The sequence below is a fragment of the Streptomyces griseofuscus genome (assembly GCF_014673495.1).
Taxonomy (GTDB): Bacteria; Actinomycetota; Actinomycetes; order Streptomycetales; family Streptomycetaceae; genus Streptomyces; species Streptomyces murinus.
Map to the genome: position 1 here is coordinate 309925 of NZ_CP051006.1, position 19431 is coordinate 329355.

General features: G+C 70.8%; 17 protein-coding genes and 3 pseudogenes. 10 read left to right on the plus strand and 10 right to left on the minus strand.

Annotated elements, in window-relative coordinates:
- Positions 1-128: 128 nt before the first annotated feature.
- Positions 129-464, minus strand: a complete 336-nt coding sequence (locus tag HEP81_RS01530; RefSeq protein ID WP_157854615.1) for a hypothetical protein — start codon at positions 462-464, stop codon at positions 129-131.
- A gap of 363 nt (positions 465-827) precedes the next feature.
- Positions 828-1307 (minus strand): hypothetical protein, encoded by a 480-nt coding sequence (locus tag HEP81_RS41100; protein ID WP_051850611.1) that lies wholly within the window; start codon positions 1305-1307, stop codon positions 828-830.
- Between HEP81_RS41100 and HEP81_RS41105 the strand changes: the two genes are divergently transcribed.
- Together HEP81_RS41105 and HEP81_RS01540 are read left to right on the plus strand one after the other, a co-directional pair.
- Positions 1264-1623: a DUF4232 domain-containing protein gene (locus HEP81_RS41105; protein WP_243279767.1), complete on the plus strand. Its 360-nt coding sequence runs from the start codon at positions 1264-1266 to the stop codon at positions 1621-1623. The two genes, HEP81_RS41100 and HEP81_RS41105, sit on opposite strands and share 44 nt — an antisense overlap.
- Before the next feature lie 205 nt (positions 1624-1828).
- A pseudogene (locus HEP81_RS01540) lies at positions 1829-1923 on the plus strand.
- A gap of 467 nt (positions 1924-2390) precedes the next feature.
- On the opposite strand, the gene HEP81_RS01545 reads toward HEP81_RS01540, so the two are convergent.
- Positions 2391-3095 carry a GntR family transcriptional regulator gene (locus HEP81_RS01545; RefSeq protein ID WP_037652252.1) on the minus strand — a complete coding sequence of 235 codons (705 nt, stop codon included), beginning with the start codon at positions 3093-3095 and terminating at the stop codon, positions 2391-2393.
- Positions 3096-3329: 234 nt separating this feature from the next.
- Here HEP81_RS01545 and HEP81_RS01550 point away from each other — a divergent pair, with 234 nt between their 5' ends.
- The 3 genes from HEP81_RS01550 to HEP81_RS01560 are packed head-to-tail and all read left to right on the plus strand — an operon-like array spanning position 3330 to position 6674.
- Positions 3330-4256 (plus strand): dihydrodipicolinate synthase family protein, encoded by a 927-nt coding sequence (locus tag HEP81_RS01550; protein WP_037652250.1) that lies wholly within the window; start codon positions 3330-3332, stop codon positions 4254-4256.
- Positions 4257-4293: 37 nt separating this feature from the next.
- Positions 4294-5295, plus strand: a complete 1002-nt coding sequence (locus tag HEP81_RS01555) for a proline racemase family protein (RefSeq protein WP_037652248.1) — start codon at positions 4294-4296, stop codon at positions 5293-5295.
- Entirely contained in the window at positions 5292-6674 is a 1383-nt protein-coding gene (locus tag HEP81_RS01560) for an aldehyde dehydrogenase family protein (RefSeq protein ID WP_037652247.1), read from the plus strand. Before HEP81_RS01555 ends, HEP81_RS01560 begins: the two co-directional genes overlap by 4 nt.
- A gap of 278 nt (positions 6675-6952) precedes the next feature.
- On the opposite strand, the gene HEP81_RS01565 is transcribed toward HEP81_RS01560, so the two are convergent.
- The 4 genes from HEP81_RS01565 to HEP81_RS01580 form a co-directional block, all read right to left on the minus strand.
- Positions 6953-8413 carry an FAD-dependent oxidoreductase gene (locus tag HEP81_RS01565; protein ID WP_037652245.1) on the minus strand — a complete coding sequence of 487 codons (1461 nt, stop codon included), beginning with the start codon at positions 8411-8413 and terminating at the stop codon, positions 6953-6955.
- Positions 8410-8754 carry a (2Fe-2S)-binding protein gene (locus tag HEP81_RS01570; RefSeq protein WP_051849928.1) on the minus strand — a complete coding sequence of 115 codons (345 nt, stop codon included), beginning with the start codon at positions 8752-8754 and terminating at the stop codon, positions 8410-8412. The genes HEP81_RS01565 and HEP81_RS01570 overlap by 4 nt, the downstream gene beginning before the upstream one ends.
- Positions 8751-9950, minus strand: a complete 1200-nt coding sequence (locus HEP81_RS01575) for an NAD(P)/FAD-dependent oxidoreductase (protein ID WP_037652243.1) — start codon at positions 9948-9950, stop codon at positions 8751-8753. Before HEP81_RS01575 ends, HEP81_RS01570 begins: the two co-directional genes overlap by 4 nt.
- 67 nt (positions 9951-10017) lie before the next feature.
- A complete protein-coding gene (locus HEP81_RS01580; protein ID WP_207748324.1) occupies positions 10018-10677 on the minus strand; it encodes a helix-turn-helix domain-containing protein in 660 nt (219 codons plus the stop codon).
- Positions 10678-10927: 250 nt separating this feature from the next.
- Here HEP81_RS01580 and HEP81_RS01585 point away from each other — a divergent pair, with 250 nt between their 5' ends.
- A complete protein-coding gene (locus HEP81_RS01585) occupies positions 10928-11887 on the plus strand; it encodes a LysR family transcriptional regulator (RefSeq protein WP_037652241.1) in 960 nt (319 codons plus the stop codon).
- A 72-nt stretch (positions 11888-11959) separates the two neighbouring features.
- Here HEP81_RS01585 and HEP81_RS01590 read toward each other — a convergent pair whose 3' ends face one another.
- Positions 11960-13876 carry a M9 family metallopeptidase gene (locus tag HEP81_RS01590; RefSeq protein ID WP_243279255.1) on the minus strand — a complete coding sequence of 639 codons (1917 nt, stop codon included), beginning with the start codon at positions 13874-13876 and terminating at the stop codon, positions 11960-11962.
- Between the two features lie 933 nt (positions 13877-14809).
- On the opposite strand from HEP81_RS01590, the gene HEP81_RS01595 reads away from it, so the two are divergent.
- Entirely contained in the window at positions 14810-16273 is a 1464-nt protein-coding gene (locus HEP81_RS01595; RefSeq protein WP_037652237.1) for an aminopeptidase P family protein, read from the plus strand.
- Positions 16274-16290: 17 nt separating this feature from the next.
- Here the strand turns inward: HEP81_RS01595 and HEP81_RS41110 are convergent, their stop codons facing one another.
- Positions 16291-16980, minus strand: a complete 690-nt coding sequence (locus HEP81_RS41110) for an MmyB family transcriptional regulator (protein WP_455754020.1) — start codon at positions 16978-16980, stop codon at positions 16291-16293.
- On the opposite strand from HEP81_RS41110, the pseudogene HEP81_RS41115 reads away from it, so the two are divergent.
- Positions 16951-17094: pseudogene (locus HEP81_RS41115) on the plus strand (AraC family transcriptional regulator); the annotation flags it as partial. The gene HEP81_RS41110 and the pseudogene HEP81_RS41115 sit on opposite strands and share 30 nt — an antisense overlap.
- A gap of 755 nt (positions 17095-17849) precedes the next feature.
- Here HEP81_RS41115 and HEP81_RS41120 read toward each other — a convergent pair.
- A complete protein-coding gene (locus tag HEP81_RS41120) occupies positions 17850-18317 on the minus strand; it encodes a hypothetical protein (RefSeq protein WP_233359837.1) in 468 nt (155 codons plus the stop codon).
- 61 nt (positions 18318-18378) lie between these two features.
- On the opposite strand from HEP81_RS41120, the gene HEP81_RS41125 reads away from it, so the two are divergent.
- Together HEP81_RS41125 and HEP81_RS01610 are read left to right on the plus strand one after the other, a co-directional pair.
- Complete coding sequence (locus HEP81_RS41125) at positions 18379-18663, plus strand: hypothetical protein (protein WP_233359838.1); 285 nt, start codon at positions 18379-18381, stop codon at positions 18661-18663.
- Positions 18664-18677: 14 nt separating this feature from the next.
- Positions 18678-19091: pseudogene (locus HEP81_RS01610) on the plus strand (IS5 family transposase); the annotation flags it as partial.
- Positions 19092-19431 lie beyond the last annotated feature (340 nt).

Consider the following 19431-nt stretch of genomic DNA (forward strand, 5'->3'; position numbering starts at 1 on the left):
GTGCTGTCGCGCTGCTCATGCAGCTCGGCGGAAGGCCTTGCAGCGATCGGGGGCACCGCGCGGGCGGTGGCCTACCTGATACCTGCCCGGGCTCGGATCCGAACCGGGCAGCGGCAGCGGCAGCGGCTTCAGGCATAGCCCTTGCGCTGTACGGCGCGCAGCGCGAGGGTGCCCAGCGGGACGTGCAGCCGGAAGGTGAGGAGCCGGTGGACGAGCACGGCCGAGGTGGCTGCGCCGCCGGCGACGCCGAGCGGGATGAGACCGGCGACGAGGCCGCTTCGAGCGGTGCCCAGTCCGCCGGGGACGGCGACCCCCTGTGGGGCCGGCCAGACCGCGGGGCCTCCGGCCAGCAGCAGCATGGCAGTTCGACCCCATCTCCCTCCCACGGCGAGCGCGACGGCGGCCTCCGGCGGCATGTCTGCGGCGTCCGCGACGCTCAGCCCGGCGCACACTACGGTCTGCATCCACCGCGTCCGGCGCGGACGCGTGTGCGGCCAAGGGCCTGCCGCGGCGCCCCGCCGCACAGGCGGCCGGGGCGAGGAGCCCGGGGAACGCGGCGGCCGCGGCGGCGGTTCGGGGCAAGCGCCCATGGATGCCCTCTCGAAGATCACGAAGCACCCGTGATCTTCGTAGTGACTCCGGTCGGCGGCCGGCCCGGGAAGGTGGGTCCACTCGATCGGACGGCAAGCGAGACGGCGTGGCGACCCCGACGCGGCACGGCCGGCTCCGTCGAGTCCCGTCAGCCACGCCGGTTCACCGGGTTCGTCCCGTTTCGCGCGATGGGTTGTCACGGCTCATCAACTCGGCTGTCACAGCGGCATCTTGATTCAACCCGCATCGCAACGGCCCGCCCCGAAGCAGACATCCACAGAAACGACAGCGGCTCGCCAGTTCGAGCGGACCGGACAAGACCACTTCGCAGGAGTGCACATGCGCGTCAAGAAGATCTCCGCCCTCGCCGTGATCGTCGCCGCGGCTGGCCTCTCCCTGACCGCGTGCGGGGGCAGCGACGGTTCGAGCACGGCCGCGTAGAACAACCCGCCGGCTTCCGCAAGCAGTTCCACGGGCGGCCAGGACGCGGCCGGCGCTTCCTCCGCCACCTCCGGCAACACCAACGGCGGCACCGGCACCAGTGGCAGCACCGGTGCCGGCACCGGCACCGGAAAGAAGGCCGCCGCCCGGACCGGGACCACGCCGTCGGGCACCCTGTGCAAGACCGACCACCTCGGCTTCAGCGCCGCGTCCGCCGGAGTCAAGAACGAGATCGTCGTCAACCTGAAGAACACCGGCTCCACCACCTGCAGCATGCACGGCTTCCCCGGCGTCCAGCTCCTCGGTGCCGACGGCCTGGGCGACAAGGGCCCCGACGCGGCCCGCACCGACACCACCGCGCCCACCGTGACCATCGCCCCCGGCGAGGAGACCCGTTTCCTCCTGCACTACATCCCCGACACCAGCGGCTCGGGCAAGACCTACACCAGGCTCGCCGTCACCCCGCCCAACGAAACCGTCTTCGACGTCATGAACCTCGACGGCCTGAACATCACCGTCCCCGCCACCACCGGCAACGCCCCCGACGTCTACGTCGACCCCGTCGGCTACCACACCGGCACCGGCAAGTGACCTCATCGACGCTTCCTGCCCGCGGACGGTTCGCGGAGGACCGCCTCAGGAACGGCCCCGGAAGGTCCCCCTGCGCCGGGGACGGCCGTGGTGGACGGGCGAGGCCGCGGGCCCCCGGTCTTTGACATGTCAGTCCCGCGTCAGGGGCTCGTGCCACTCTCTTTCACGTGAACGACCCCGGGAAAACAAAAGGGGTCGGGAGCGAGGAGAGGTGCCCGGAGTGGTTGATCGGGGACCGGCGAGCACGCCTCGAGGTCGGATCCGCAAGGGTCCACGCAGGTTCGAATCCTGCCCTCTCCGCATCGAACGGCACGCCGCCCACCGCGGAACAGCCGACGGGCGAAGGTCCTCGGCACCCTGCCCGAGCACGTCGAAGACATGGTGCGGGATGTCCTGGACGCCGCTGCCGACCCGCAGGGCTTCCGGCAGTGGAACGCCCACGGCCCGACGCCCCCATCGGCCAACTCTCCCCTGAGTGAAGCACCTCACGGGAGCGTCCCCCACCGCTTCCACGGAATCCTCGACGATCGATGGGGCGTGAGAGCGGTTCGCCCCACCCGGCTGGACGGCACCACCTTTCTTGCGAGCCGGAACCATGCCGAACGTGATGGAACCCCTGTTGCGCCCCTTGCTCTACGACCCCCGCTTGCCGCCCCTGACCCGGCAGGAGTCGGGAAACGCGCAGAACCAGGACCGGTCACATGTCCGCAGGCCCCCCGTGCCGTTGCTCAGCCATGGCCTGGGAGCCCGCTCCCAGGCGCGGAGCGTCAGCTCGCGCCGCGGTCGAGCCCTGCGGTCGGAGCGTCCTGGGTCGAATCAGCCCACAGGGAGCGGACCTTGCCGAGATGGCGCCGCATGCACGCCTGCGCGCCCTCGGCGTCGCCGGCCAGCATCAGGTCGAGCAGTTCGAGGTGCTCCTCGGCCGACTCCACCAGGCGGCCGTTGGCATCCAGAGCGGTCAGTCCGTACAGCCGCGAGCGCTTGCGGAGGTCGCTCACCACCTGGACCAGGTGGGAGTTGCCGGCAAGGCCGAGCAGGCCGAGGTGGAAGCGGCGGTCGGCCTCCAGGTAGGCGATCAGGTCGTGTCGCCTGGCGCCCTGGACTATCTCCTCGGCGACCGGGCGCAGCGCCTCCAGTTGCTCGGCGCCGGCGACGTCCGTGACGCGTCCGATCGTGGGGACCTCGATCATCTCGCGGATCTCGGTGTACTCGTCGAGCTCGCGCTCGGTCACCTCGGTGATCCGGAAGCCCTTGTTGCGCACCGGCTCGACCAGGCCCTCCCTGGTCAGGTCAAGCATGGCCTCGCGCACCGGGGTAGCCGACACGCCGAGTTCGGCGGCCAGGGTGGGCGCGGAGCAGACGACGCCGGGCCGCAGCTCGCCCGCGATGAGCGCGGCACGCAGCGCGTTGGCCACCTGGTCGCGCAGGTTCTCCCGCACGGGGGTGACGCTGCGGGACGACAAATGGCCCATGACCGATCCTCCAGACGTGCGCGGACGCCAGAATACAATGTCACGTTGTCCCGGACAGTATGACCGGTCCCATCCGTCGACTCGGACCCGGGCCGGCCAGGGAACACAGCGGGAACCCGGCGATGTCGGCCCCGGAACATCCTCGGGGTCTCGGCGAACCGGCGGACCCGGCGGCCTTGTGGGCGCCACACACAGCTCAGTAAAATGTCACACACCACAGAGGGGGGTTCCTTCATGACCGCCATCACTGCGTCCACACCCGGCACCGGCTGGAACGCCGAGCGCCCCTGGCGCGGCATCATGGTCGCCACCGCACTGCCCCTGCGCGACAGTCTCGCCGTCGACTACGACGCCTACGCCGAGCACGTCCGCTGGCTCCTCGACAACGGCTGCGATGGGGTGGTGCCCAACGGCTCTCTCGGCGAGTACCAGACCCTCACCGACGACGAGCGCGCACGTGTGGTCCGCACCGCCGTCGAGGCCGCGGGGGACGGCGCGCGCGTGATGCCGGGCGTCAGCGCCTACGGCAGCGCGGAGTCACGCCGCTTGGCCGAGGAGGCCGCCGAGCAGGGCTGCGGAAGCGTCCTGCTGCTGCCGCCCAACGCCTACCGTGCCGACGAGCGGGCGGTGCGCGCCCACTACTCGGAGGTCGCGCGGGCCGGGCTGCCCGTCGTGAGCTACAACAATCCCATCGACACCAAGGTCGATCTCACCCCCGCACTCCTCGCCCAACTCCACGGCGAGGGCAGCATCGTGGCCGTGAAGGAGTTCAGCGGCGATGTGCGCAGGGCCTACGAGATCGCCGATGTCGCACCAGAACTCGACTTGCTGGCCGGCGCGGACGACGTCCTGCTCGAACTTGTCCTGGCGGGCGCGGTCGGCTGGATCGCCGGTTACCCGAACGCATTCCCCGTCGCCTGCGCCGAGCTGTACCACGCCGCCGTCAGCCGCCCGGACACCGCGCTCCCGCTGTACAAGTCCCTGCACCCCCTGCTGCGCTGGGACTCCAAGACCGAGTTCGTGCAGGCCATCAAGTTGTCCATGGACCTCGTCGGCCGCCGCGGCGGCCCCACTCGCCCGCCGCGTATGCCGCTGGACGCCGCCACGGAGAACTCGGTCCGCACGTCTACCGAGAAGGCCGTCGCCAGCGGCCTCCGCTGACCCGGAACCCGGAACGGCTCAAAGGAAGGGACGTTCAGTGCGTACCCGTCACGTCTTTCACGCCGTCGACTCGCACACCGAAGGCATGCCCACCCGCGTGATCACCGGTGGCGTCGGGGTGATCCCCGGAGCCACGATGGCGGAGCGGAGGCTGCACTTCATCGAGCACATGGACCACCTGCGCACGCTCCTGATGTACGAGCCACGCGGTCACGCCTCCATGAGCGGCGCGATCCTCCAGCCACCGACGCGCCCCGACGCAGACTACGGAGTGCTGTACATCGAGGTCTCCGGGGTGCTGCCGATGTGCGGACACGGCACCATCGGCGTGGCCACCGTCCTCGTGGAGACCGGCATGGTCCCCGTCACCGACACCACGACCGTCCGCCTCGACACCCCGGCCGGACTCGTCACCGTGGACGTCCACGTCGAGGACGGCGCGGCCAAGTCGGCGACGCTCACCAACGTCCCCGCCTACTGTGCCGGCCTGGACCGAAAAGTGGACGTGCCGGGGTACGGAACGGTGACGTACGACCTCGCCTTCGGCGGGAACTTCTACGCCTTCGTCGAACTGGGCGCGCTGGGCGTGCCGTTCGACCGCTCACGAAAGGGCGAGCTGCTCACGGCGGGGCTTGCCATCATGGACGCGATCGACGCGTCACCGGACCGGCCTGTTCACCCGGAACAGCCCGGCATCGCCGGGGTCAAGCACGTCTACCTCGCCGCCCCTGGCTCCGACGCACACCGCTCCCGTCACGCCATGGCCATCAAACCGGGCTGGTTCGACCGCTCACCGTGCGGCACCGGCACATCGGCACGCATGGCCCAGCTGCACGCCCGCGGTGCGCTGCCGCTGCACCGCGACTTCGTCAACGAGTCCTTCATCGGTACCGAGTTCACCGGCCGTCTCATCGCGGAGACCGAGGTCGGCGGAATGCCCGCCGTCATTCCCCGCATCACCGGGCGTGCCTGGATCACGGGCACCGCCCAGTACTTCCTCGACCCGGATGATCCCTTCCCCGGAGGCTTCCTCCTGTGACCACCGTCCCGGCCCCGATCATCTCGCAGAACCCGGCCGATCCGTCCGACGTCCTGGTCAGCGTCCCCGCTGCGGGGGTCTTCGCCTCGGTCCGCGCCGTGGAACAAGCTCGCGCCGCCCAGCCCGGCTGGTTCGCGGTCGGCGCGGCCGCCCGATCGGCGGCGCTGGGTGCGGTCGCCGCTGCCGTGGACGCCGCCGCGGAAGAACTGGCAGCCCTCGCCGTACGCGAGGTGGGGAAGCCACTCACCGAAGCACGTGCCGAAATAGCACGTACCGCCGCGATCTGGAGGTACTACGCGCAGGCCCCCTTCGAGCCCGAGGGCGCCGTCCACGAACAGCCCGCCGGTGGGGGGCTGTTGTTGACCCGCCGACGCCCGTACGGTGTCGCGGGGCTGATCACGCCGTGGAACTTCCCTTTCGCCATCCCCGCCTGGAAGGCGGCCCCGGCGCTCGCGACCGGCAACACCGTCGTCCTGAAGCCCGCTCCGGAAGCGACAGCCTGCGCCCAGCGCCTGGCCGAGATCGTCCACCGAGCCGTACCCCCGGGGGTGTTCACCGTGCTGCCCGGAGGGGCTTCCGAGGGGGCCGCCGTCGTTTCCGCCGCCGACGTGATCTCCTTCACCGGCTCCACGGGGGTCGGCCGGAGAGTCGTCCGCACCGCCACTGAGCGAGGCATCCCGGTGCAGGCCGAGATGGGCGGTCTGAACGCGGCGATCGTCCTGCCCGACGCGGACATCACCCGGGCCGCTGGGCACATCGCCGACGCGATCGCCGGATACGCGGGGCAGAAGTGCACCGCCACCAGCCGTGTCATCGCGGTCGGCGCGGCCCTCGATCCGCTGCGCGAGGCTCTCACCGAGGCGCTGCGAGCGCGGCCGGCGGGGGACCCCGCCCATCCGGCGACGGTGTGCGGACCGGTCATCAGCCGGCAGGCCCGCGATCGCGTGCTCCAGGCGAGACAAGGCCTGCCCGAGCTCGTGGGCGCCGCCGTCTCCGCGAGGCCGGACGGCTGGTACGCGGCCCCCGCGCTCGTCGAGAAGGTGCCATCGGGCCATCGGCTGCTGAACGAGGAGGTCTTCGGGCCGTTGGCGGCGCTGCTGCCCGCCGAGGACCTGGACCACGCGGTACGGATGACGAACTCCGTCCCTTACGGTCTGGTCACCTCCGTGCACACCGCCTCGCTCGACGCGGTGCTGCACGGTCTCGACCACCTCGACACCGGCATGATCCGCGTCAACGCCCCGTCCACGGGCGTGGACTTCCATCTGCCCTTCGGCGGAGTCAAGGCCTCCAGCCACGGCCCGCGCGAACAAGGACACGAGGCCCTGGCGTTCTACACCAGTGGCCGCACGTACTCCTTGGCACCCGCGCATCCATAGGGCCGCTCGCCTCTGTGCGGCGCCGCCTCGCTCGATGCGGTGCCGCACGGGCTCGACCTGTGGCCGCGTGAGGATCGCACCCTCGTCGGCCCGCTACGTCGTCGATGGCGGGCACGGCAGCCCGCTAGCCGCGGCCTCGACCCGGCGCGAGCCCGGGCCGAGCGCCCCAGGACCCCCGTGCCGGAGCCGAGTCGCCGGCCGCCGCGACCTCGGCGCGGGTCGCGGCGCTCCCGGCCGGTCAGCGACGAGCACTGTGCCGGCGCCGGCGGACCATCGTGTCATTCGGGGTCCAGGCTCGGGCAGTCGGCAAGTTCGCCGAGCCGGATGGGCTGGGCGATCGGCCGGTGGTGCGGGCCGGCCACCGGCAGCCCCTCGACCGGCCGGTCGAGGGGCTCGCCGCGCAGTCGCGCGCTGAGCTCGGCGACTGTGGGCCCGCACATGCGGGCCTGGCACGGGCCGAGGCCGGCTCGTGTCTCCAGCTTGACGACTCTCGCGGCGGCAGTCGCCGCATGGGCGACGGCTCGGCAGAGCGACGCGTAGTCGGTCTCCTCGCAGCGGCAGACGACCGTCTCCGGCCGCAGCCACCCGGGCCAGGCCGCACCGACGGGGTGCGCCCGGGCCAACCGCTCGGCGAAGGCCCTGCCCTGGTCCCGGTTGCGGCGTAGGTGGCGCAGGGCGGGGGCCGCCGGATCACCGCCGCCGGCCAGCCACCCGGCGAGCGCGCCCTCCGCCCGTGCGGCCGGGGCGCCCGCGATTCCGGTGATCTCGCCGCAGGCATACACCCCGGGACAGCTGGTCCGCTGGTCATCGTCGACGTCCACGAACTCGCCGGCCGACGAGCCGCGCAGCGCGCAACCGGCGGCCACCGGAAGCTCCAACTGCGGACTGAAACCGTGGGTGACGCACACCGCGTCGACCGCGATGGTGCGCTCACTCCCCGGCACCACCGACCAGTCACCGCGCAACCGGGCGGTGACGACCTCCTCCACCCGGCCGTCGCCGCGCGCCTCGATCACGGCTCGGCCCGTCCGACAGGGCACCCGATGCCGTACCAGCGCCGCCGCGTACTCGACGAGCTCGCCGGCTTTCCCGGCCTGCGCAGCCAGCTCCCAGAGGCGCTGCGACCAGCCGCGCGCCACGGTGGGCGTCGCGTTGGCCTCAAGCACTGCCAGCACCCTGGAGCCTGCTTCCAGCAGCGACGCGGCCACCGGAAGCAGGAACGGTCCGGTGCCGGCGACCACCACCCGGTCACCGACCACCACCCGCTCGCCCTTGGCCAGCGCCTGCGCCGCGCCGCCGGTGAACACACCGGGCAGTTCCCAGCCGGGGAACGGGAGCACCCGGTCGTGGGCACCGACGGCGAGCACCACCGCGTCGGAGTCGAGCCCGAGACGACGCCGGTCAGCGCCATCGGCCGGCCCGCGCAGGACGTGGACCCTTGGCGGTCCGGGCTCGTGCGGGGCCGGGCGCTCCAGCGCCCACACCGTGGTGTCCGGCCACCAAGTGCAGCGCGGATGCTCCAGCACCCACCGACGGCGCCGGTCGAAGGCTCGCCAACCATGCTGGAGCCGCTCCGGCCGGGCGGCGGCGTAGGCGTCCGGCATCATGCGGTGGTACTGACCGCCGGGCTGTTCCGCCGAGTCGAGCAGTGTCACCTCGGCGCCGGCGATCAGCGCGGTCTCCGCCGCAGCGAGGCCCGCGGGACCCGCGCCGACGACGGTCACATGAGGGGGTGTCACCTGTCCTCCGATCCGGACTCCCGCGCGGTCCCCGGTATGCCGGGCCACCGGGACTGAAGGGTCACCACGTCGCCATCACGGGCCCGGCGGCGACAGGCGCGCACGTCACGGTCGGCATTCACGGTCACCAGACAGTCGAAGCAGACGCCGATTCCGCAGAACACCCCTCGGGCGGCGCCGGAGACTCCGCGGCGCCAGCCAAGACGGCCCGCCGCGAGCATCACTCCCGCGATGGTCTGGCCGTCGATGCCCCCGACGGCCTCGCCGTCGACGGTGATCAGCAGCGGCCGCTCCCGCCGCCCCACCGCGTCGGTCTCGGCACGGACACGTCTCGGGCTCATGCCCTCTCCTCACTGGCGGGCTGTGCCTTCACACCCAGCACGGCCGGGCGGTCCACCCGGAACGCGTGCACGTCGATCTTCGTCGGCTGATCCAGCAGCAAGTTCCGCAACAGCCGGGCAGTGCCCACGGACAGGCCGATTCCGGCGCCCTCGTGACCGCCGGCGTGCCAGAGGCCGGTGAGGCGCGGGTCGGCACCGATGATCGGCAGGTGGTCGGGTACATAAGGCCGGAATCCTCCGTACGCGCGCATCACCGGGACACCGGCCAGCCCGGGAAACAGCCGCAACGCCTTGGCGGCGATGCCGGACAGAACCTCGGGGCGCAGCCGGTCGTCGAAGCCGACCCGCCGGCGCGAGGAGCCGATGAGGACGCTGCCGCCACGGGTTGATTCCACCACCGCCGACGTCTGCAACTGCTCGGCGCTGCTGCCGACCGCACCCACGTAGTCGGCGTCATAGACCTTGTGGAAGACCGTCGGCGGCAGCGGCGTGGTCACCAGCACATCGCCGCGGCGGGGGCGGACGTCCACCGGTGCGCCGAGGCGGGCGGCCAGCTCGCCGGCCCACGGTCCCGCGGCGTTGACGAACGCATCGGCCTCGATGAAACCGGCCGGGGTACGCACCCCGGTCAGACGCCCCGCGCGCACGACCGCGCCGACCACCTCGCATCCCGTCCGCAGTTCCGCGCCGGCCCGCAACGCGTCCGTGAGCAGGGCGGCGGCCGCCGCCGCGGGCTGCACCTGGGCATCGTCGGGATAACGCAGTGCCGCGGTGTGGTCGCGGGTGACCCACGGCTCGGCCGCGGCGAGCGCGTCGGCGTCGAGAACCTCCGCGCGCACACCCGCCGCGCGCTGCGCGTCGGCGAACCGGGTCAGCTCAACGGCCCCGGCATCCGTCGTCGCCACGACGATGCCCCCCTTGGGCTCCCACTCCACCGCGCGCGCCGCGCGGGGGGAGCTCTCGGCGATGCCGGCGAGCACCTGCGGCCACAGCCTGCGGGACATCTGGGCGAGCTCCAGCTCCGGTCCGGGAGCCTTGTCGGAGACCAGCACGTTGCCCTCGCCGTGCGCGGTGGTCGCCTGGGCGGCGCCGCCGCGGTCGACGACGGTGACCTGGACGCCCGCCAGGGCCAGCTCACGGGCGCAGGCGGCCCCCACGATCCCGGCACCCAGCACCGCTACTCGCGTTCTCTCCACCGATCCCCCAGTGTTCGCTATACCGAACGAACGGGAGATTATGACGCCCTGTCGGACGAGTCAACGGTCACACCCGGCCGGAGTTCCCTACGGCGAGCTCCGGCCCCGTCCCCGTCGCCGGCCCCGCGCAGGGGACGCCGGGTTCGGGGGCGGACAGGTGCAGCCGCTGATCCGTTCCGTACTGAAGCAGCAGCACCGAGCGCACCTCGCCGCCGAGTGCCGTGTAACTGTGCGGCAGCGCCGCGTCGAATCCCACGTAGTCGCCCGGACCCAGCTCCACCTCGCGCCCGTCCACCTGGACGCCGAGCCTGCCGGCCTGCACGACGGTGTGCTCCGTCCCGACGTGCCCGAGGGAATCCTGTCGGCCGCCGTCGCGCACCCGCTGGTCGAAGACCTCGAAGACGGCGTCACCCGACTCGATCCGCCGCAGTGGGCGCAGGTCGACCCTCTCGCCCCTGAGTACCTCCACGTCCTCGCCGCGCACCGTCACCAGCCCGTCGGAGGGCCGGGCGTCCAGCAGATCGGAGATCGGAACCTCCAGCACGCGCGACAGGCTGAAAACCGTCTCGATGGTGGGATTCCCCGTGCCGGACTCCAACTGCGACAGGGTCGCCTTTCCGATCTTCGAACGTCGGGACAGCTCGGAGATCGTCAGCCCTCGCCGAGTCCTCGCGCGCCTCAGGTTGACGGCCAGCATGCCCCGGATCGAACCCTCGGAGACACTCACGCTCTTCCCTCTTCTCTCCCACCTCCGTTCGCTATACCGTACGGAGCGGCGACTGGTGCGTTCGCTATCCCGAACAGCTTCAGCGATCGCGCCGGGGCACTGCAAGAGGCCCGGCCGCGGCTCTCGCGGTGAGCACGCTCGACATCGTGGAAGCCGACCGCCGGAAGCCTGAGCACCCGCACCGGAGCTGCCGAAGCCCACGGGCGGCAGTGGCACCGGCGCACACCTCATAGATCAGGGACGGGTGCTGATGGAACTCGAGCTCCGACACCTGCGGATTCTGTGCACGATCGCCGACACGCTGAGTCTCGGCAGGACAGCGACGGTCCTCGGGTGTTCGCAGCCGGCGGTCAGCAGCCAGCTGATGCGCATCGAGCGGCTGCTGGGCGCGGACCTGTTCGTCCGGGGCAATGCGGGGGTGACGCCGACGCGCTTCGGCGTCGAAGTCGTGGTGCGGGCGCGCGAAGTGGTGGCGCTGGCCGACGCGATCGGGTGGCGGTCGACCGCGGAACGGCTCGGGGCCGAGCGGGTGCTGCGGCTGGCCGCGACGAACACACCCATTCTGCCGGGCCTTCTGCAACGGGCGCGCGCCGTCCTGCCGGCGCTGACCACGCAGGTGAGCAGCGTCTACTCCTCGGCCGAGATCGTGGCTCTGATCGAGGGGGGCGGACAGGACGTCGGCGTCGCGGTCGACTACCCGGGAAGCGAGTTGCGGCATTCCAAGGCCGTGGTGCGACGTGGCATCGTCACCGAGCCGAGCTTCGTCGCCCTGCCCGTCGGCCACCCGGCGAGCGCGCGATGGGACGTGTCATTGCTCGAACTGGCGGGTGACGCCTGGTTCCTGACACCTGACGACGGTGCGGGCTGGCCCGGCGTCTGTTACGAAGCTTTCCGGGCGGCCGGCTTCTCCCCCGCCGCGGTACACGAGTTCCTCGGGGACCGCGACCAGTTGCAACGGATGATCGCGGACGGGCTGGGGGTCTCCGTCGTCCAGGCGACGTGCAAGCCGTACCCGGGCGTGGTCGTCAAGCCGTTGGCCGGCACGCCCCTGTGGTGCCGCTACGTCCTGGTGTGGCACCGCGAGCGCGTGTCCGACGAGATGGCGGAGACACTCTTCGGTGCCGCCTTGGCCGCTTACGAGGAACTCATCGCCCGGGCTCCGCACTTCCAGGCGTGGGCCGCCCGTCATCACCGGACCTCGCGTACGTAGGCCGAAGAAGACGAGCGGCCGGTTCGCCGCCGAGGCCGCGGCCTCGGATCAGTCGGTGCCGGTGCCGAAGGCTCAGTAGGAGGTCGTGACCGTGACCCCGCTGAAGTCGGTCACCGCGTACAGGCTGATGTACCGGTAACCTGCCTCGGTGTTGGTGACGGTGAGGCTCTCGGTGTTGCCGGAGCCGGTGGATCTCTTGGTGTAGGCGGTCGGACCGGCCCATGTCACCGGGTCGTAGTAGAGGTCGGCGTTGCCGCTGCCGCCGCTGGTGGTGACCTTCAGGGTGGTGGTGCCGGCCGGCAGGTAGATCCAGAAGTAGTCGGTGTCACCCGCCACCCTGGACTGGCCGGAACGGTAGCAGTTGCGGTCCAGTGCCTGGGTGTTGGAATCGGTGCACGCCGTGGCCGAGCCGTGGCCGCTGCCACCGGTCAGGGTGTCGAGCCAGGCGTCGAAGTCGGCGTCGTAGCCGGTGCCGACGCTGTTGTAGACGGTGTAGGCGCCCTGGTAGTCCCCGGTCCGCATCTTGGCCAGCATGGCTTGGACCAGGGTGGGGTGCTGCTCGGTCATGTACCGGACGGCCAGATAGCCCCACGGGTAGGTACGGGTCTCGTCGTCGATGGCGTAGGTGTTCTGGAACAGCTGGCTGAGCTTGTAGGTGTGTTTGGCGGCCTCGGTGATCGCGCCGTCGTCGGTGATGCCGCGGTAGGTGTAGGAGATGTACTCTGCCTGGCCCTCTATCCACCACACGTCCGGCACGGTGACCTGGGTGCCGAAGTCACCCTTCATGTCGTAGACGGATTGAAGCACGTGGGCGAACTCGTGGTTGAGGTTCCAGGCGTTGGCCGGGAAGCCGTTGTCGGTCGGCCACTGGTAGAGGATGGAGTAGGCGATGTTGTGGGGGTCGGTGGGCGTGCCGGTCAGTGTCTCGCCGCCATTGTCGGTGTCGTTTCCGAAAATCGCCCACGAGTAGGTCGCGTAGTCGGTCTTGCTCCCGAAGATGACCATCTTCAGGTCGAAGTACTCACCGGCTATCGGCGTGGTGGTCTTGACCTGGTTCTGGTAGAACTTCACCTCGTTCGTCAGGCTCGTGCAGACGGCGGTCTGCTCCGTCGCCGTGAGCGCCTGCGCCATGACGGTGAAGTCGGCGCAGGGGTAGTTGATCGGCAGGGCGGCCGCGGTGAGCTGTTTCGCCAGATCGCAGACTCCGTAGTAGGAGCACTGCCCCGGATCCCCGATGTCGGCCCGATAGGCGACGTGTACCCACAGGTTGGCCGTGGGGCCGGTGATGGACGAGCCGCCCAGCAGACCCTTGATGAGCGGGCGGACCCTGCTCTGGAGGGCCGGTATCTGGATGAAGTTGGCCAGGTCGTTCCCCGCGTTGGAGTCGAGGACGTCGTTGCCGCCGCCGAGCAGGTCGCGGTGGTCGAGGGTGAAGTCGTAGAGGGTGTCGGTGATGCCGGGGTCGGCGGTGATCGCGGTGACGAAGTCCGGGAGCGACGGGCCGCGCCACAGCGGGGTGTAGATCGCGTTCAGCGCCCGGTCCATCTCCGGGACGGCGTCCCAGGTGCCGCTGTCGTAGGCGTCGAGGTACCGGGAGTAGACCTTCAGGTAGTCGGCCTGCGCCTGCGCGCTGTCGGAGAGGACGAACGCCTGTTCCAGCACACCGCCGTTGCCCGCGCTGACGTCGTTCGCGTGGCTGCTGGCGAACAGCGTGTCCAGCCCCTGCTCGAGGGCGTCGCGCAGTGAGGAGTCGTAGGTGCCGACATCCTGGGAGTCGCCGTACTGCACGTAGTAGCCGGCGCGCATGAAGTACATCAGCTCGTACAGGCCACCGGAGTCGTCACCGGTGTAGGAACCGGCCGCGCTCGTGATTCCGTTCGCCACCGCGAGCATCTGCGACTGGTGGAACACCGCGTGCGCGTCCGCACCGGTCAGGCTGAACAGCGGGTTGAGGCAGGAGCTCCAGTCCACTGTCTTGATGTACGACACCAGGTCGTTGCCGGACCGGTTCGCGAAGTCCGCTGTGGTGCACCCGGCACCTGCCGCGTTGGGTGCTGCGTGCCCGGACAGGTGTGGCTTGGACGGCTTGGCCGAATCCAGGGCGGCCGGTTGTCCGCGGAGCTCCGCGGGCAATGGCTTCGCCCGCGTGGTGGCGGCTTGGGAACGACCGAGCTCGGGTCCGGTCGGTGTGACCTTTCCGTGCTCTCTGGCCGCCGCTACGGCCGCGGAAGGTGCCGCGGCAGGCGGGAGAGGCCCCGTCACTCGGGGGGCCGCGGCGGCCTGGGCGGTCATCAGGCTCGCGACAAGCCCTCCGGCCGCCAGCCCGGCGGCCAGGATTCTGGGCAGGAGTGGTCGAGACTGCATCAGGTCTCCAGTGGGGAAGGAGAGGAGGGGAGGCCGCCCAAGGAGACGGGCAGCGGTATGTAACATTTCACTGAGGGGAAATCACGGGCAATGCTTCGGGGCCCAGCATTGTCTCCGGCCCACCCATAACACCGGTGCGTGCGAGTGCCGGTGCGCCAGGTCGTCCGCGCATTGCCTGAGCGAGAAGCCGATAACGTGCGGTGGGTACGGATGCTGCCGGGCGGTGAACCCCGCCGCCGCGCGTACAGGTACGGCGGTCTGCTGATGCCGCCGGCCGACGGCCTGACCGACGTGGGCGACGCCCCCTCAGGATGTGTCACGGCGGGTGTCAGGACCGGCAACGGGCGTGTCCGGCCTCGCGTTTCACCGACCCGCCCGCTTGTGTCCACGCGAGCGGCGTGGACCTGCCAGCGCCCGGGATCGTTCTGTGGTGACCCAACTCCTCGACGTCGCACGGGCCTTCGCACTTGGGCCGACCGGCGCCGTCCGGCTCTGGTTCTATACCATGTGAAATGTTACTGTCGCCCGCGACGGGTTTGCCGAGGGAGGGAGCTGACGGTGGATCAAGCAGACGTACGGCAGCGCGCGGGCGCGAGCCACGACCGCACGCCGTCACCGACGCTGGCGGAGTGCTTCACGCGGGGCTGGGCCGATCCGGCCCAGGCCGCGCCGGCGCTCTCAGGAGCGGCGTACGCGGCCGAACGCCGCGCGCGGCTGTCCGCGCGCTTCCCCGGGGAGCGGATCGTGGTCCCGGCCGGTGGGCTGAAGACCCGGAGCAACGACTTCGACTACGCGTTCCGCCCGCATTCCGCGTTCCTCCACCTCACCGCCGAAGAGGGCGCCTGCGCAGTCCCGGACAGCGTCCTCGTCCTCGAACCGACGGGCAGCGGCCATGAGGCCGCCGTATTCACGCGGCCGCGCTCCCCACGCGGCCGCGGCCCGGACGGCACCGAGTTCTACCGCGACCGCCGCTACGGCGAGTTCTGGGTCGGCCGGCGCCGCACCCTGGCGGAGACTTCCGACGCGCTGGGCCTCACGGTCCTCCCGCGCGACGGCCTCGAACGCGCCCTCGCCTCGCCCGTCCCGACCCGGGTGGTGCGCGGCCAGGACACGTTGGTCGACGCCGTGGTGCCGGCCGCCGCGAAGGAGGAGTCCGAACTGCTCGCGTTCCTGGCGGAGTCGCGGCTGGTCAAGGACGAGTGGGAGGTCGAGCAGATGCGCGCGGCCGTTGACCACACCGTGGCCGCCTTCCACGATGTGGCGGACGAACTCCCCACGGCCGTGCGGCTCGCACGCGGCGAGCGCTGGATCGAGGGCACGTTCAACAGGCGAGCCCGGCTGGAAGGTTACGGCCTCGGCTTCGAGACCATCGCCGCAGCCGGCGCGCACGCGTGCGTCCTGCACTGGACGCGCAACGACGGTGCCGTCCGCGACGGCGAACTGCTCCTGCTGGACGCCGGCGTGGAGACTGACACCTGCTACACCGGCGACGTGACCCGCACCCTGCCGATCGGCGGACGCTTCACCGACGCACAGCGCCGGGTCTACGACCTGGTGCACGCGGCCCAGACCGCAGCCATCGCCACGCTGCGGCCCGGCGCGCGGTTCGGTGACTTCCACGACGCCGCAACACGCGTCATCGCCGACGGCCTGGACGCCTGGGGCTTGCGCCCGGGCGGCCCCGGCCCGCACGACCGGTCCTTGTACGGTCGTTACACCGTCTGCGGCACCGGACACATGCTGGGCCTGGACTGCCACGACTGCGCCGGCGCCCGCGACAGCGCATACCTGGACGGTGTCCTGGAGCCGGGTCACGTACTGACCGTGGAGCCCGGCCTGTACTTCCAGCCCGACGACCTGACGATCCCCGCGTTCCTGCGCGGCATCGGTGTGCGCATCGAGGACGACTTCCTCATCACCGCCGACGGCGCCGTCTGCCTCTCGTCGGCTCTGCCGCGGGCCGCCGACGATGTCGAGGCATGGGTGACCGCCGCACGCTCCGGGTCGTCCGGTCGAAGGTAGCAGGACGCCTTTTCCGTTCACCGGCGGGCCCGACAGCGCTCGGACGGGCGGGGCCCGCTAACCCAGCCCCGGCGATATGACTGGTTCCCAAGCGTTGGTCGCCACCGCCCAGTGGGGTGGCGAACCGAGGCCCTGAAAGATGCTCGCCGGGGCCCTGCCCGGCCTCTACGCCAACATCGGCCTCCCAAGGCGCTGTCCGCGTTCTTCGCAGCGAGGGCGAGAGAACGGGAGAACACCGGTGAGTCCATGCGGGAGGGCTCGACACCGCGGACCGCAAGGGCAGGCACGGCGGCCGGACCCCGGTCATCACCGACGACATCCTGCACAACATGCTGCGGCGGAGGACACTCGGCGGGTACGTCGTACGCTGACCTGGCGCTCCGACCACAAGCGGGCGAAATCCTCGTCCGCGTGTCGAACTCGGCGTTGAGGCCGGACAGTTCCCGGTCCTGCGGGTGCGCGGCCCATACCGCGCGCAGGTGGGCGCCCATGTCCCGCAGCACCTGCTCCCGGTCGGCGTAGAAGCCGCGCATCGCCGGGTGCAGCAGGCACAGCCACATCGCGTTGCGCCGTGACGGCGGCACGGCCTCGAAACCCGGTAGCGGCCGGGCCATTTCGGGGGTCCGGGCGAGGATACGTACGCCATCGTGGACCGTAGGGCCAGGAACGTCGTGGCGATTCCGCCTGGAGTAGAGGAGTCGGAGCACACCGTCGCGGTCCTGGCACTCAACCGGGTCATCCCGTTCGGCCTCGCCACGCCCTCGGATGTCTTCACCCAAGTCCGGCTGCCGGACGGGCGCCGCCCCTACCAGGTGCAGGTGCGCGGACCCGGGGCGCAGATCCCGGATCGTTCCCGGGCGGGCGAAGGACGCGTCCTGACCGGGCCGCGCGACGGGCTGGCGGCGACCACGCACTGGATACGCACGGGGCTGGTCCAGATGGTCGCCGAGCGCGGCATCCGCCTGAGCCGACGCCACCGCGGCACCGCCCTACCTGGAGGGAGTGAACCCTCGGGACATCGAAGTCCCCATCCGGCGTGCCTGGGTCGCAGTGCCTCGACGGCTCGCGTTGCACGCTCCGTCCCGTTGCGGGCCGACGGCTTGCGGCTGACCGCACCGACCGAGTCCGTGCGCCTTTCCTCTGCCCTCCCGACGCCGTGCCCCGCCGCGGGCCGCGAGAGGGCCATCGGCCGCGCCTCTCCACGCCTCCACCGGCGTGTCTCACGGCGCCGGATCCTCCGTTTCTCCATGCTGCCGGTGAACGGCGCCCGCAGGTCCGACGCTGCGTCACCTGGCTGGGGGACGTGCATGGACCGTAGGACACAGGACCGCCCGCACCGCCAACAGGAGCACGCCGCGTGAATAGCTGATCAACCGTGCGCCCAGGCATGGAGCGGTGTCGCGATGGCTCTGAAGCTGGAGGTGGCGGAGCTGGTACAACGGGAATGAAGTCGTGCAGCGCTCACCGGGCAAGGAGGGATACGCCGAGGGCGGCGCGGTGAACACGAAGCCGGCCGAAGTCGCTGGTGCCCCGGCACTGTCACCGGGGCATCAGCGGGGGCAGTCACAGGACCGGTCTACTCGGAGGCGTCGGTGAACCGAGGGTCCTTCTTCTGGTTGTAGATCTCCTTGCCGGTCGCGTTGTAGGCGTGGACATACGGGGTCGACATCGCAGCGATGAGCTTGGCGGTGGACGACCCGGTGGAGAAGGACGCCGTGTAGAAGAACGCGCCACCTGCCATGACCACGGGGTACTGCTTCGGGTCCTCGCCATAGCTGACGGTCATCTTGGCTACGCCGGTTGTGTAATGTCCGGCGCCGAGTGAGACGTACCGCCCCTTCCCGGCCGACTGGCCGACGGCGTCGAAGTACTCCACGATGTGACCAGTGCCCCACAGGCGGTCGTTGATGAACGTCGGCGGGACGTCCGGGCTGCTGCCCCGCTCGCCCTTGGTCTGGCATTGCACGTACTGCCCGGCCGCGTCGACGGCGATGACCGTGCCGTCCCAGTCCTTGGAGGCGGCAGGGGTACGGACGGCGATCACCGGGTGGAACCTCCCGGCATCCGATCCCAGGCACGAGGACAGGATCCTGTCGACGCCCGCCTTGATCGGGGTCGTGGTCGCGCTGGTGACGGTAACTGCGGACGGCGCAGAGGCCGAAGGCGCCGAGGACGGCGTCGTACCCGCTCCGGCGCTCGAAGAGCCCCTGCTCGGACCGGGTGACGCGGCGGCACTCGTCGGACTTCCACCACTGCCGGCCTGGACCGGCTCGGCGGCCCCCTCCCCACCAAAGACGCTCACCGCCCCGACGCTCAACGCCGCGACACCGGCGGCGACACTCAACGGCAGCCCCCACCTGCGCACCAGCGAAGTCTGCTCGTCCTCTTGATCGATCTTCATCACTCGAAGATCCACCTGATCACCGAGCGGACCGGTCTGCCCCTGTCTGTCGACATCTCCGGTGCCGACGTCCACGACAGCCAGGCACTGATCCCGCTCGTGAAGGGCATACCGCCGATCCTCTCCCGGCGAGGCGCCCGTCGACGAAAGCCTGGCAAACTGCACGCCGACAGGGGACACGAGTACGTCCACCTGCGGCGATGGTTATCCCAGCGGGGCATCCGGCACCGCATAGCACGCAAGGGAGTCGAGACCTCGCAGCGGCTCGGCCGGCACCACTGGACCATCGAACGCACGATGGCCTGGCTCGCCGGATGCCGTCGTCTCCACCGTCGCTTCGAGCGCAAAGCCGAGCACTTCCTCGCCTTTACGAGCCTCGCGTGCACCCTGATCTGCTACCGCAGGCTCGCCAAATGAGATGAACTCTTAGTCGACCACCAGGAGGCGAGCTGGGCGGGCAGGCACTTCTCCGTAACGGTGCCGGACAATTCCCTGGCCGGAAAAAGCCCGCAGAGGTCCGATCGACCCTTCTCGGAAATACATGACCTGCTCACGTCACCAAAGAGACGCCTCCCCTGTGTCGTGCCGCGGCGCCAAGCGTGTACACGACCACGGAAGCCCCAGACGGGAGAGCGCACCGGTACGACGACATGGCCCTTCGGCTCACCTGCTCGGCCCTCGCGGCGGTGGCCCGCCCGCAACGACCGGCACGACGCTCCCGGACCGCCCGAGTCGCAGAGCCCTGACGAGAGTTACC